We start from the raw sequence: 13,673 nt of genomic DNA on the forward strand, positions 1-13,673 counted from the left end.
CATGGCGCTCGACGTGCGCGAGGCCCCAAGAAAAGGCGTGAAGCCCGAGGCGGCTCCACGGCCCCGCCGGGAGATCACCACGGCGTTCGTGGTGAGCAGGATCGCGGTGCTGGCCGTGGCCGCCGCGATCCTGCTCTACGCCGTGCCGCCGCTGGTCGCCGCCGAATCGTGGGCCTCGCTCGCGCTGCTGTGCGCCGTCAGCGCGGCCATCGCCTACCTCTACCTGACCCGCCGCTTCATCCCGGCCAAGTACCTGGTCCCCGGCACCGTCTTCCTGATCGCCTTCCAGGTGTTCCCCGTCGTCTACACGGTCACCACCGCGTTCACGAACTTCGGCGACGGGCACCGCGGCGACAAGGCCGCCGCCGTCACCGCCATCGAGACCGGCTCGGTGCGGCAGACCCCCGGCTCGCCCGAGTACGCCCTGACGGCCGCGCTGCGCGGTGACGAGCTGGTGTTCCTGCTGGTCGACCCCAAGACCAAGCAGGTGCGGCTGGGCGACTCCGAGGGGCTGTCGCCGCTGGCGGGCGCCCAGGTCGGGGTCACCGGCAAGGTGCTGGCGGCCCCCGGGCTGACCGTGCTCAAGGCGCCCGAGGCCGCCGCCCGCGGGCGGGAGATCTCCGCGCTGACCGTGCCGACCGGCGACGGCGCGATCAAGGCGAACGGGCTCAGCCGGGCCGTCGAGGGCAAGGCGGCGCTCGTGTACGACGCCGGCTGCGACTGCGTGCGCGGCAACGGCGACACCTGGACGGCCGACGAGAGCCAGGGCTTCTTCGTCAACGCCAAGGGCGAGCACCTGGCGCAGGGCTGGCAGGTGGGCGTCGGGCTCGACAACTTCGCTCGGGTGCTTACAAATCCGACTATTTCGGGATATTTCGCGGGGGTGTTCGGCTGGAACCTGGTCTTCGCGCTGGCCTCCGTGCTCGGCACGTTCGCGCTCGGCATGTCGGTCGCGCTGGCGCTGCACCACCCCCGGATGCGCGGCACCCGGTTCTACCGGATCGCGCTGATCCTGCCCTACGCGATGCCCGCCTTCGCCATGCTGCTGGTGTGGCGTGACATGTTCAACCGCGACTTCGGCCTGATCAACCAGCTCCTCGGCGCCAACGTCGACTGGCTGGGCGAGACCGCGACCGCCCGGTTCGGGGTGATCCTGGTCAACCTCTGGCTCGGCTTCCCGTACATGTTCCTCGTCACCACCGGCGCGCTGCAGGCCATCCCGCGCGAGCTGACCGAGGCGGCGGCCATCGACGGGGCCACGCCGTGGAAGGCGTTCCGGCGGGTGACGCTGCCGCTGCTGCTGGTGGCGCTCACCCCGCTGCTGATCTCGTCGTTCGCCTACAACTTCAACAACTTCAACGCGATCGCGCTCACCACCGAGGGCGGGCCGTTCCCGGCCGACAACCCGCAGGTGGGCGGCACCGACCTGCTGATCACCTACACCTTCAGGCTGGCGTTCGGCGCGGGCGGCGCGCAGTTCGGCTTCGCGGCGGCGGTCTCGGTGTTCATCTTCACGATCGTGGCCGTCATCTCGGCCGTGGCGTTCCGCCGTACCCGCAAGCAGGAGGAGGTCTACGCGTGAAGCTCGCCCTCAGGCACGTCTTCGTGCTGATCGTGTGCGCGTTCGCGCTCTTCCCGATCCTGTTCGTGGTCTCGGCCGCGATCAACCCCATGGGCACGCTGGCCTCAACCGACCTGCTGCCGACCGGGGCCAGCCTGACCAACTTCGCCAACCTGCTGACCTCCGACAGCTACCCGTTCGGCCGGTGGTTCTTCAACTCGGTGTTCATCGCTCTGGTGGCCTCGTTCGCGAGCCTGCTGCTGTCGATGCTCGCCGCGTACGCCTTCAGCCGCATGCGCTTCGCGGGCCGCCGGGTCGGGCTGCTGGCGCTGCTGCTCATCCAGATGTTCCCGCAGTTCCTGGCCATCGTGACGATCTTCATGATCTTCACCAGGGTGACCGAGCTGTATCCGGCCTTCGGGTTCAACACCGTGTGGGGGCTGATGCTGCTCTACCTCGGCGGCGCGCTCGGCGTGAACACCTGGCTGATGAAGGGCTTCCTCGACACCGTGCCGAAGGAGCTGGACGAGGCCGCCACCGTGGACGGGGCCACGCACGCGCAGATCTTCTGGCGGGTGATCATGCCGCTGGTCACGCCGATCCTCGCGGTCACGGCGCTGCTGGCGTTCATCGGCACGATGAGCGAGTTCCTCATGGCGAACGTGTTCCTGCGCGACCCCGAGAGCAAGACCCTCGCCGTCGGCATGTACGGAATGATCGCCGGCGACCACCGCAACGCGAACTTCGGCATGTTCGCCGCGGCGACGCTGCTTACCGCGATTCCGACGGTGAGTGTGTTCCTCTGGTTGCAGAAGTACATCGTCTCCGGGCTCACCGCCGGGGCTGTCAAGGGATAGGTGGATTTGCGCTTCATCGGGGAGCCGCATCACGACGGCTCAGCTCTGTACGTCTCCGAGCAGGAGCCCGCCCTCGGCTCCCGGGTGACGCTGTGGCTGCGGGCGCCGCTGGCCGCCGGGATCACGGGCGTGCACGTGCGTACCGTGCACGACGGCGAGCCGCGCTACGCCGAGGCGGCGCCGGACCCGTCGCGGCGGCAGGCCGGCGGGTACGGCGGCACGGACGTCTGGTGGCGGGCCGAGATCACCGCGGTCAACCCGGTGACCCCGTACCGGTTCCTGCTGGCCACGCGGGGCGGCCAGGCGTGGCTGACCGCGGCCGGGCTCGTCGCCCACGACGTGACCGACGCGGGCGACTTCCGCCTCGTGTGCCACCGGCCGCCGCCCTCCTGGATGTCGGACGCGATCGTCTACCAGATCTTCCCCGACCGTTTCGACCGCTCCCGGCCCATGCGCGACCTGCCCGACTGGGCGCTGCCCCGCGACTGGGACCGCGACCCGGTCATCCCCTCCGGCCCCGGCACCTCGGGGCAGTTCTACGGCGGCGACCTCGACGGCGTCGTCCAGCGGCTCGACCACATCCAGAGCCTCGGCGCGGACACCGTCTACCTGACGCCGATCTTCCCCGCCCGCTCCAACCACCGCTACGACGCCGCCACGTTCGAGCACGTCGACCCGCTGCTCGGCGGCGACGAGGCGCTGCACCGCCTGTCCGGCGCCCTGCACGCCCGCGGCATGCGCCTGCTCGGCGACATCACCACCAACCACTGCGGCGACACGCACGAATGGTTCACCGCGGCCGTCTCCGACGTGAACGCGGTCGAGCGCGAGATGTTCTACTTCGACCGCGACTCCGGCGACTACGAGTCCTGGTGGGGCGTCAAGACGCTGCCCAAGCTCAACTGGGGCAGCGAGCTCGTCCGCGCCCGCATGCGGGCCGTGCTGAAGAAGTGGCTCGGGCCGCTGGACGGCTGGCGCGTGGACGTGGCCAACATGACCGGCAGGCACGCCGCCGCCGACCACAACCACGAGGTCGCCGCCATGCTCCGGGCCGAGCTGGGCCCCGAGGCGGCGTTCATCGCCGAGCACAACCACGACGCCTCCTGCGACCTCGACCGCGACGGCTGGCACGGCACCATGAACTACGGCGGCTTCACCCGCCCCGTCTGGACCTGGCTGCGCGGGCCCGAGCTGGACCTCGACCACTTCCTCGGCGTGCCGGGCGGCGTGCCGTCGCGCGACGGGACGGCCGCGCTGGCCACGTTCCGGTCGTTCGCGTCCCACATGTCGTGGCGCTCGCTCGTCCACTCCTGGCAGCTGCTCGACTCGCACGACTCGCCCCGCATCCGCACCGTCACCGGCTCGCGCGAGCGCCACCTGCTCGCGCTCGGCCTGCAGGCCACGCTGCCGGGCACGCCGATGGTGTTCGCGGGCAGCGAGTTCGGCCTGACCGGGGTGAACGGCGAGCACTCCCGCACCCCGATGCCCTGGAACCGGCCCGCGGACCAGGACCTGGCGACGCTGGCGGCCTACCGGGAGCTGCTCGGGCTGCGCCGCGCCGAGCCCGCGCTGCGCCACGGCGGCCTGCGCTGGCTGCACGCCGACGCCGACTGCCTGGTCTTCGCGCGGGAGACGTACGAGGAGTCGATCCTGGTGTGCGTGCGGCGGGCGCCCGGCGCGCCGCTGCGCCTCGGCGTCCACGCCCGCGGCCTCTACAACGCCGAGGACGGGGATGTGCTGCCGGGTGACGGTCCTTCGGTGCGTCTCTGGCGTCTCACGCGTTGATCACGCTACCTTGGGCTTCCCCCCCATCCGCTCCAACTCGATAGTGGTGTGCTCGAATGAGGTTGCTGCCCGTCGCCGTCATGGCGGCTCTCCTGCCCGGTTTCGCTCCGGCGGCCCCCGCGTACGCGCTGGCGGGCACCACGTACTACGTGGACTCCAAGTCGGGCAACGACGACGCGGCGGGCACCAGCGCCACCGCGCCGTGGAAGTCCCTCGACAAGGTCAACGCCGCCGACCTCAAGCCGGGCGACGCGGTCAGCTTCAAGCGCGGCAGCTCCTTCACCGGCTCGCTCAAGCTCGAGGCCAACGGCACCGCGGCCAGGCCGATCGTCGTCCAGGCGTACGGCACCGGCCCCCTGGCCAGGATCAGCGGCATGGACGACGACTGCGTCGTGCTCAGCGGCAACCACTGGCGCGTCAGCGGCCTGCGGGCCTCCCGCTGCCGCTGGGCCGGCTTCCAGGTCGCCGGCGACAGCAACGAGCTGGCCGGCGTGCAGGCCGACGGCAACATCGCGGGCGTCTACGTCACCCCGTCCGGCTCGCGCAACGTCATCCGCGACAGCGTCCTGACCGACAACAACCGGATGAGCGTCAACGACGAGGGCGGCGACAACGACTCCGGCGCCTTCGGCGTGCTGCTCAACGGCGACGACAACCTCGTGACCGGCAACACCATCACCGGCAGCTTCGCCAAGAGCGCCGACTACGGCACCGACGGGGCCGCCGTCGAGATCTTCGACGGCGACCGCAACCGCGTCACCCACAACACCTCCAGGAACAACGAGACGTTCACCGAGCTCGGCGCCCAGAAGGGCAAGACCGCCACCGGCAACGTGTTCGCCTTCAACGTCGTGACCTCCTCCCGCAGCCGCGGCTCCTTCCTCATCACCCGCGGCCCGCGCCACGTCGTCGGGCCCGTCAAGGGCACGGTCGCCGTCCAGAACTCGGTCTACCTGCCGGCCAAGGACACCATCGGCTGGTCCTGCCACGACGGGTGCGCCCCATCGATCCTGAAACTGCGCAACAACGTGATCGTGGTGGGCGGCGAGGCCGGCTGGGAGGACGGCAAGGGGGCCGACGAGGGCGGCAGCGTCTACCAGGGGCGCGTGAACAAGTTCAAGCTGGGGCCGAAGTCGATCGTGGCCGATCCGAAGTTCGTCTCCCGTACCGACCTGCGGCTGCGGCCCGGCTCGCCGGCGCTCGGCCGCGGCCTGCCCCTCAGCTCCAAGTGGTACGGGGGCGCGGCGCTCGGCAAGGACATGGTCGGCAAGCCCCTGGCAGGCGCGCCTGACGCGGGCGCCTACCAGCACTGACGCGCCTTCCCCGCACTGACGCCGCGTGGTCGCCGAGCGCGAGCCGTCGGACCGCGTCGCCGACGTGCTCGACCCGGTCAGCGCCGCCGAGATCGCCATCGGCGGGCTGCGCTCGTTCTAGAGTGGACGGGTGCTTCCAGATCTTCGCCAGCCGCTGGTGCGGCAGCTCGCCGAGTCCGACGCCCCCAGGCGCTACTGGCACCTGGGCGACGAGAACGGGCGCGCCTGGCTGTTCGAGAGCGTCGAGGGCGACGGCCACGAAGAGTGGGCGATCAGGCAGGTGCTGGTGGGCGCCGACCGGACCGGCCGCCGCTACTGGTGGCGCCACCTGCAGGACGAGCACGGCTTCCTCACCGACCAGCCGCTGGAGGTCTGGGAGCTGACCGAGATCACGGAGCAGGCGTTCGAGGCCGTCTGGGAGGCGAGCGACTGAGGCGTCAGCTGCCCGCGTCAGCTGCTCGTGGCCAGCGCCGGGTAGAGGCGCTCCAGCTCGCCCGAGAGCCCGGCCTTCGACTGCCGGCTGATGGCGTCGGCCAGCACCTCGTAGGCCCCGGTCTCCAGGGCGTCGAGGGTCTGCGCGACGACCTCCGCCGGAGTGATCTTGGGTCCGGTGACGTGGGCGGCCATGTCGGTGTCGATGTAGCCCGCGTGCACCCCCAGGACGTGGGTGCCCTGCTCCTTCAGCTCCAGCCGCAGGGCGTTGGTCAGGGACCACGCCGCCGCCTTCGACGCGGCGTACCCGCTCGCCTGGGGCAGCGTGATGAACGACAGCACCGACAGGACGTTCACCAGCGCCCCGCCGCCGTTGCGGGCCAGGACGGGGGCGAAGGCGCGGCTCATGGACAGGGTGCCGAAGTAGTTGGTGTCCATCTCGGCGCGCGCCGAGTCCAGGTCAGGGCTGCCCGAACGCGAGATGCCGGCGTTGTTGATCAGCAGGTCCACGTCGCCGCAGCGCTCGGCCGCGGCCGCGACCGCGGCCGGGTCGGTGACGTCGAGCTCGACGGGGGTGAGGTTCGTGCCGGTGATCGTGGCGGGGTTCCTGGCGGCCGCGTAGACCGTGCGGGCTCCCCGGTCCAGGAGGGCCTGGGCGAAGGCGGCGCCCAGGCCGCGGTTGGCGCCGGTGACGAGTGCGACACTGCCGGAGATCTTCATGACGTACTGCTCCAAAGGTGTTGTCAGGGACGTTCGAGGATGAGGGCGTTGGCGAGGCCGCCCGCCTCGCACATGGTCTGCAGCGCGTAGCGGGCGCCGCGCTCGGCCATCGCGTGGACCAGGGTCGTGGCGATGCGGGCGCCGCTGGCGCCCAGCGGGTGGCCGAGGGCGATGGCGCCGCCCTTGACGTTGACCTTGGCCGGATCGGCGCCGGTCTCCTGGAGCCAGGCCAGCACGACGCTCGCGAACGCCTCGTTGACCTCGAACAGGTCGATGTCGGCGAGGCTCAGCCCCGCGCGGCGCAGGACCTTCTCCGTGGCCGGGATGACGCCGGTGAGCATGAGGATCGGGTCCGAGCCGACGACGGCGAAGCTGTGCAGCCGGGCCAGGGGCCGCAGGCCCAGGCGGGCCGCCGTCTCCGAGGTGGTGACCAGTACGGCCGCCGCCCCGTCGTTGATGGGGCTGCTGTTGCCCGCGGTCACCGACCAGTCGATCTGCGGGAACCGCTCGGCGTAACCGGGGTCGGTGAAGGCGGGCCTGAGCCCGGCCAGGATCTCCGGCGTCGTGCTCGGGCGTACCGACTCGTCCCGGTCGAGCCCGCCGACGGGCGCCAGCTCGCCGGCGAAGGAGGCGGCGGCGGCCTTGCGGTGCGAGCCGGCGGAGAACTCGTCGAGCTGCTCGCGGCCGAGCGACCACTTGGCCGCGATGAGCTCCGCGCTGATGCCCTGCGGCACCAGGCCGCCGGGGAAGCGCGCGGCCAGCGCCGGACCGAACGGGTCGGCGCCCGCGGGCACGTTCGACCACATCGGCACCCGGCTCATCGACTCCACGCCGCACGCCACCACCAGGTCGTACGCGCCGGACATCACCCCTTGCGCGGCGAAGTGCACGGCCTGCTGTGACGAACCGCACTGCCGGTCCACCGTGACGGCGGGCACCGACTCCGGGAGGCCGGCCGCCAGCCAGGCGTTGCGGGTGGTGTTCATGGCCTGCTCGCCCACCTGGTCGACGCAGCCGCCGATCACGTCGTCCACCAGGGACGGGTCCACCCCGCTGCGCTCGATCAGGGCGCGCAGCGTGTGCGCGAGCAGGTCCACGGGGTGGATCGCGGACAGGCCGCCGCCTGGTTTGCCCTTGCCGATCGGAGTACGTACGGCTTGCACGATGACGGCGTCACGCACAGCGCCCTCCTCATCAGTTGGAAAACTGAACCCACTCTAGACCCAGTGGGTTGGATTTTCCAACGGACCCTTCCGGTCAGGAGGTGGAGCGCGCCAGGCCGTCGATGATCAGCTGGATGGCCGCGTCGAAGGTGCGGCCGATCTCCTCGGGGTCGTCGGACATGTGCCCCTGGGTCTCGGCCAGGATGAAACCCGAGACGAACGCGTGCAGGATGTCGCTCGTCCGCCGCAGCTCCGGCTCCGGCACCCCCGCCAGCCGCAGGATGCGGTAGAGCGTCTGCCAGATGGGCAGCCGCCGGTCGGCGACGAGACTCGGATGGGTGTGGACATATCCCCATACGGCGGGGTGTTCCTTCGCGTGCCGGTGGTAGGCCAGCGCCAGCGCCATGAGCTGCTCCTCCCACGGGGCGCCGTCGTCCGGCGGCATGTGCATGCGCTCGGCCGCCGTGGCGCAGACCAGCCCCAGCAGCGCCTCCTTGCTCTCCACGTGGTGGTAGAGGGACATCGGGTTGACGTTCAGTTCGGCCGCCAGCTTGCGCATGGACAGCCCCTCCACCCCGCTCTCGTCCATCAGGCGCACCGCCGTGGTGCTGATCTCCTCGAGAGTCAGGGGGGCACCCCTGCGCGCGCTCACTGCCATACACCGTATGGTAGCGTCAGCCATACGGTGTATGGTTACTCGAAGGGAGCAATCATGGCGGAGATCCCCGCCCCGCAGGGCCTGCCCATCCTCGGCAACACGCTGCAGATTCCCTCTCACTCGCCGGTGGAGCACTTCATCCAGGTCGCCTCCCAGTACGACGAGGGCATCTTCCGGCTGGAGGTCGCCGGCCGCACGATCGTGCTGGTGTACGACCCCGACCTGGTCGCGGAGGTGTGCGACGAGAGCCGGTTCGTCAAGCGGATCAAGCCGCCGCTGACGATCGTGCGCGACTTCGCCGGTGACGGGCTCTTCACGGCCAACCCGGACGAGCCGGCCTGGGGGCACGCGCACCGCATCCTGATGCCGGCCTTCAGCCAGCGGGCCATGAAGGCGTACTACGGGCAGATGCTCGAGGTCGCCGAGCAGCTCGTCGAGTCGTGGGCAGCCCGCCAGGGGGAGGACCTGCCCGTCGCCGACGACATGACCAGGCTGACGCTGGACACGATCTCGCTCACCGGGTTCGGCTACCGCTTCCACTCCTTCGACTCGCCCGAGCTGCACCCGTTCCTGCAGGCCATGGGCGGCGCGCTCACCGAGGCCATGCTGCGCAACCAGCAGCTGCCGTTCGTCACCAAGCTCAAGCGCGGGCGCGAGGAGGCCTACCGGCGCGACATCGCCACCATGCAGTCGCTGGTCGACGACGTGATCAGGCAGCGCCGCGCCGAGGGCGCCACCGGCTCCAAGGACCTGCTCGGCCTCATGCTGGAGGCGTCCGACCCGCAGAGCGGCGCCCGCCTGTCCGACGAGAACATCCGCAACCAGGTCCTCACCTTCCTCATCGCCGGCCACGAGACCACCAGCGGCCTGCTCTCCTTCGCCCTCTACAACCTGCTGCGCGAGCCGCACACCCTGGCCCGCGCCTACGAGGAGGTGGACCGGCTGCTGCCGGGCGACGAGCCGCCCACGTACGAGACGATCATGAAGCTCGACGTCATCGCGCGCATCCTGGAGGAGACGCTGCGGCACTGGTCGCCGATCCCGGCCTTCAACGTCAGCGCGGTCGAGGACACCACGATCGGCGGCTACCCCATCGCCAGGGACCAGGGCGTCGGCGTGCTGCTGCCGGTGCTGCACCGCAACCCCAAGGCGTGGGAGCGGCCGGACGAGTTCGACATCGACCGCTGGCTGCCGGAGAACAAGCGGAGCCATCACCCCGGGGCCTACAAGCCGTTCGGCAACGGCGAGCGGGCCTGCATCGGCCGCCAGTTCGCGCTGACCGAGGCCAGGCTGGCGCTGGCGATGATCCTGCGGCGGTTCGCGATCTCCGACCCGAACGTCTACCGCATGAAGATCAAGCAGACCCTCACCCTCAAGCCCGACGGGTTCACGCTCAGGGTCCGCGAGCGGCGGGCGCACGAGCGGGCCGTCGTCGTGGTCCAGGAGGCCGAGGAGAGCGCGCAGCAGGAGATCGCCGTCACCGGCGTGCCGCTCACCGTCGCCTACGGCTCCAACCTCGGCACCAGCTCCGACATCGCCGAACGCCTGGCCGAGCGGGCCGGTCGCGCGGGCTTCGCCACGACGCTGACCTCGCTCGACGACATGACGCCGCCGAGCGAGGGCCTGCTGATCGTGGTCGCCTCCTCCTACAACGGCAAGGCCCCCGACAACGCCCAGCGCTTCGACGCCCTGGAGACGCTGCCCGACCTGTCCGGGGTCCGGCTGGCCGTGCTCGGGTGCGGGAACACGCAGTGGCCCACGTACCAGGAGTTCCCGAAGCGCGCGTACGAGAAGCTGACGGCCGCCGGAGCGGTGCCGCTGATCGAGCGCGGCGAGGCCGACGCGGACGGCGACTTCGACGGCGACGTGACCGCCTGGACGGCCGGGCTGTGGGCGGCGCTGGCCGAGGAGTACTCGACTCCTGCGAATCTGGGCACCGAGAGCGCCGGGCCGCGTTACGAGATGGAGGTGCTCAGCGAGGCCGAGGTCAGGCCCTCGGTCGTCTCCTCGCGCGCCTTCCCGCTGACCGTCGTCTCCAACGAGGAGCTGACCTCCGACCCGACCGGCCTCTGGGACTTCTCGACCGAGGCGCCGCGCCCCGGCGTGCGCTCCATCGTGGCCCGGCTGCCCGAAGGCGTCACCTACTCGGCGGGCGACCACGTGGCCGTCTTCGCCAAGAACGACCCCGAGCTGGTGGAGTGGGCGCTGCGCTGCCTGCGCGTCCCCCGCGAGCAGGTGGTACGGCTGCGCGCCGCCGGAACCACCCACCTGCCCGTGGACACGCCGGTCACGGCGGGCCTGCTGCTGACCGAGTTCGCCGAGCTGCAGGAGGTGGCCACCAGGTCCGACCTGGAGGCGCTGGCCGCGCACACCGCCTGCCCCTGGACCAAGAGCCAGCTCGCCGAGCTGACCGCGAACTACGCCGACGAGATCCTCGCCAAGCGCGTCTCCCCGCTGACCCTGCTCGACCGCTTCCCGGCGATCGAGCTGCCGCTGCCGGTGTTCCTGGAGCTGGCCGGGCCGATCAAGCCCCGCTACTACTCCGTCTCCTCCTCGCCGCTGGCCGACCCCTCGCTCGTGCGCCTCACCGTCGGCCTCGTCGAGGGCCCCGCCTGGTCCGGCACGGGCACCTACCAGGGCATGTGCTCGGCCTACCTCGCCGGGCTGAAGGAGGGCGAGGTCTTCTACGGCTACATCCGCGTGCCCGCGCCGCCGTTCCGGCTGCCGGACGACCCGGCCACGCCGGTGATCCTCGTCGGCCCCGGCACCGGCTTCGCGCCGCTGCGCGGCTTCATCGAGGAGCGCCTGCTGGCGGGGGCTCCCGGCCGCGCCGCCGTCTTCACCGGCTGCCGCCACCCGCAGCACGACGACCTGTACGCGGACGACCTGTCCCGCTGGGGCGTGCCTAGGCACACCGCGTACTCCGCCGTGCCGGGGCACCCGTACCGGTTCGTCCAGGACGCCATCGCGGCGCACGCAGACGAGGTGTGGGAGCTGCTGTCGCAGGGCGCGTACGTGTACGTCTGCGGGGACGGGCTGCGGATGGCTCCGGCGGTGCGGCAGGCGCTGCTGGACATCCACCGGTCACGGACGGGGGAGGACGGGGCCGGGTGGCTGGCCGACCTGGAGTCCTCCGGCCGCTACCAACAGGACGTCTTCGCCTAACCCGCCCTCCGGCCCTCTACGGGCGGCGAGCGGCGGTGCGGCGGGGCTACTCGTCCTGCGGGGAGCGCGGCGGGTGGCCTTCGGGCGTCGCGTCGGCGGGGTGTCGTGCGGTGGGGGCCGGCGCTCTTGTACGGCGCGTGGCGGTGGGGCGTATTCAAGGTGCGAGATCAGTGGCGTGGCGGGTGCAGGGCGTGAGACCCCGGCCTCGTGCGTGGTTTGGGTGATGGCGGGGCTGGCCGGGGGTGCGGAGGAGGGGCGTACCATGACCTGCGGAAACCTGCGACAGCCCTTTATCGACATTCCGGACTTAACACTGCATGCTGGGATATAACCGCAGCATGCGTGACATATCCATGGAACATGCTCGAAACTTTTCCACGGCACTGTGAGAGCCTCTGAAAGGAGGCGGCAATGCTGCTGCGACTGAGGGTGTCGCTGCCGGATCGGCCGGGCGGCCTTGGCCAGGTCGCCAAGTCTCTTGGAGCGCTGGGCGCGGACATCATGCAGGTCACCGTGCTCGAACGCGAGGCCGGACGGGCCGTGGACGATTTCACTGTTTCCTGGCCAGGGCCGGTGACCGCCTCAGAGGCTCGCGATCGATTGTCGGCCATGCCGGGTGTACGGGTGGAGGGCGTCTGGGCGACCAAGGAGGTGCCGGGCTCGGCGCTGGACTACGACCTTCTCATGCACGTCGTGTCCCAGCCCGCCCGGGGATTCGCCGCGCTGGTGGACGCGCTGCCGGGATTGTGCGGGGCGGAGTGGTCGGTGGCGCTGGCCGACGGTGCCGTACGGCACGCCTCGCTGGCCGCGCCCGCGAAGTTCGAGCTGAACCTGCCGGAACCCCCGCCGCGGGCCGCCACCATGGACGCCAACGAACTGCGCCTGATGTTGCTGCCGGTGGTGGCGCAGGGGCTGCACCTGGTGGTCGCCAGGGCGGACGGGCCGGTGTTCCACCGCGCCGAGCTGGAGCGCGCCGCCCGCATCGTGGACGTGGTCGCCAAGCTGGCCGCCCGCGCCTGACCGGGGGCGGATGTTCGCTAGTCGTGACGGGGCAGGCCGGACACCTCGTGGCCGGCATGGAACAGGGCTTCCGCTATGAGAGCCCGTACGTGGGAGTCGCGTGCGCGGTAGAGCACGCGATGCCCGTCCCTGCGGGTGCCGACCAGTCCCGCCAGCCGGAGCTTGGCGAGGTGCTGCGACACCGACGGGCGGGGCACGCCGATGGCCTCGGCAAGCGAGTTCACATCCTTCTCGCCCGATGAGAGCAACCACATCAGCCTCAGCCGGGTGCCGTCGCTGAGCATGCGGAAGGCGTCCACCGCCGCGTTCACCTGGGCGAGAGTGGGTTGCTCCTGCGACTGGTCGGCACCTGAGACGTTGTCGCGTGCGTACATGACTACATAGCCTGGTCAAAAGGCTTGAATTGCGCAAGCGAGGGATGCCATGACCGGCCACAGGGACCATGATCCACACGGACCCGGGCGCCTCGGAGCCCGGGTGGCGCGCACGGTCGCGGCGCACCATCCGTTCAGCGCCCACACCCACGGCAGCGCCGGCAAGACCGATGCCGCCCTGGAGGCCGGCAGTCGCGGCATGCGCGTGCTGGCCGTCTCGTTCGCCGTCCTGATGGTCACCGCCGCCGTCCAGGCGGGGATCGTCATGGTCTCCGGGTCGGTCGCGCTGCTCGGCGACACCCTGCACAACGTGACCGACGCGCTCACCGCCGTCCCGCTGGCGATCGCGTTCTCGATCGGCCGCCGCGCCGCCACCCGGCGCTTCACCTACGGGTACGGCAGGGCCGAGGACCTCGCGGGCATCGTCATCGTCCTGCTGATCGCCGCCTCGGCGGCCCTGGCCGGATACGAGGCCGTCACCCGGCTGCTGAACCCCCAGGACCTCCGGGCCGTCGGATGGGTGGCGGGGGCGGCCGTGGTGGGGTTCGCGGGGAACGAGTGGGTGGCCCGCTAGCGGATCAGGGCGGGCCGGGAGATCGGCTCATCCACCAGTTGCCGCGGCTGA

12 protein-coding genes are annotated in these 13,673 nt (G+C 71.1%); 8 read left to right on the forward strand and 4 right to left on the reverse strand.

The genetic code is table 11. The features are described 5' to 3' along the window. The first annotated feature begins 1 nt into the window (after window position 1). From HD596_RS34165 to HD596_RS34185, 5 genes are all read left to right on the forward strand, one after another. The gene (locus HD596_RS34165; RefSeq protein ID WP_185073382.1) at window positions 2-1,582 is read left to right on the forward strand and encodes an ABC transporter permease subunit; all 1,581 of its coding nucleotides are present in this window, start codon (window positions 2-4) and stop codon (window positions 1,580-1,582) included. Then, on the forward strand, window positions 1,579-2,418 hold the full coding sequence (locus HD596_RS34170) for a sugar ABC transporter permease (RefSeq protein ID WP_313045476.1): 840 nt from the start codon (window positions 1,579-1,581) through the stop codon (window positions 2,416-2,418). Before HD596_RS34165 ends, HD596_RS34170 begins: the two co-directional genes overlap by 4 nt. Then, complete coding sequence (locus tag HD596_RS34175) at window positions 2,419-4,203, forward strand: glycoside hydrolase family 13 protein (RefSeq protein WP_313045478.1); 1,785 nt, start codon at window positions 2,419-2,421, stop codon at window positions 4,201-4,203. Window positions 4,204-4,259: 56 nt separating this feature from the next. After that, window positions 4,260-5,516 carry a right-handed parallel beta-helix repeat-containing protein gene (locus HD596_RS34180; protein WP_246555032.1) on the forward strand — a complete coding sequence of 419 codons (1,257 nt, stop codon included), beginning with the start codon at window positions 4,260-4,262 and terminating at the stop codon, window positions 5,514-5,516. A gap of 130 nt (window positions 5,517-5,646) precedes the next feature. Continuing rightward, a complete protein-coding gene (locus tag HD596_RS34185; RefSeq protein WP_185073384.1) occupies window positions 5,647-5,949 on the forward strand; it encodes a hypothetical protein in 303 nt (100 codons plus the stop codon). 17 nt (window positions 5,950-5,966) lie between these two features. Here the strand turns inward: HD596_RS34185 and HD596_RS34190 are convergent, their stop codons facing one another. The 3 genes from HD596_RS34190 to HD596_RS34200 form a co-directional block, all read right to left on the reverse strand. Further along, the gene (locus tag HD596_RS34190) at window positions 5,967-6,668 is read right to left on the reverse strand and encodes an SDR family oxidoreductase (protein ID WP_185073386.1); all 702 of its coding nucleotides are present in this window, start codon (window positions 6,666-6,668) and stop codon (window positions 5,967-5,969) included. A gap of 23 nt (window positions 6,669-6,691) precedes the next feature. Next, window positions 6,692-7,849 carry a thiolase family protein gene (locus HD596_RS34195; RefSeq protein WP_185073388.1) on the reverse strand — a complete coding sequence of 386 codons (1,158 nt, stop codon included), beginning with the start codon at window positions 7,847-7,849 and terminating at the stop codon, window positions 6,692-6,694. Window positions 7,850-7,925: 76 nt separating this feature from the next. Beyond that, window positions 7,926-8,489 (reverse strand): TetR/AcrR family transcriptional regulator, encoded by a 564-nt coding sequence (locus tag HD596_RS34200; protein ID WP_185073390.1) that lies wholly within the window; start codon window positions 8,487-8,489, stop codon window positions 7,926-7,928. Between the two features lie 54 nt (window positions 8,490-8,543). On the opposite strand from HD596_RS34200, the gene HD596_RS34205 reads away from it, so the two are divergent. Together HD596_RS34205 and HD596_RS34210 are read left to right on the forward strand one after the other, a co-directional pair. Then, the gene (locus tag HD596_RS34205; RefSeq protein WP_185073392.1) at window positions 8,544-11,654 is read left to right on the forward strand and encodes a bifunctional cytochrome P450/NADPH--P450 reductase; all 3,111 of its coding nucleotides are present in this window, start codon (window positions 8,544-8,546) and stop codon (window positions 11,652-11,654) included. 411 nt (window positions 11,655-12,065) lie between these two features. Then, the gene (locus tag HD596_RS34210) at window positions 12,066-12,674 is read left to right on the forward strand and encodes an ACT domain-containing protein (protein ID WP_185073394.1); all 609 of its coding nucleotides are present in this window, start codon (window positions 12,066-12,068) and stop codon (window positions 12,672-12,674) included. Between the two features lie 17 nt (window positions 12,675-12,691). Here the strand turns inward: HD596_RS34210 and HD596_RS34215 are convergent, their stop codons facing one another. Then, window positions 12,692-13,048, reverse strand: coding sequence for an ArsR/SmtB family transcription factor (locus tag HD596_RS34215; RefSeq protein ID WP_185073396.1), 357 nt, complete (start codon window positions 13,046-13,048; stop codon window positions 12,692-12,694). 103 nt (window positions 13,049-13,151) lie between these two features. Here HD596_RS34215 and HD596_RS34220 point away from each other — a divergent pair, with 103 nt between their 5' ends. Continuing rightward, on the forward strand, window positions 13,152-13,622 hold the full coding sequence (locus HD596_RS34220; protein WP_313045483.1) for a cation diffusion facilitator family transporter: 471 nt from the start codon (window positions 13,152-13,154) through the stop codon (window positions 13,620-13,622). The last annotated feature ends 51 nt before the right edge of the window (window positions 13,623-13,673 follow it).

It is taken from the genome of Nonomuraea jabiensis (assembly GCF_014204795.1).
Taxonomy (GTDB): Bacteria; Actinomycetota; Actinomycetes; order Streptosporangiales; family Streptosporangiaceae; genus Nonomuraea; species Nonomuraea jabiensis.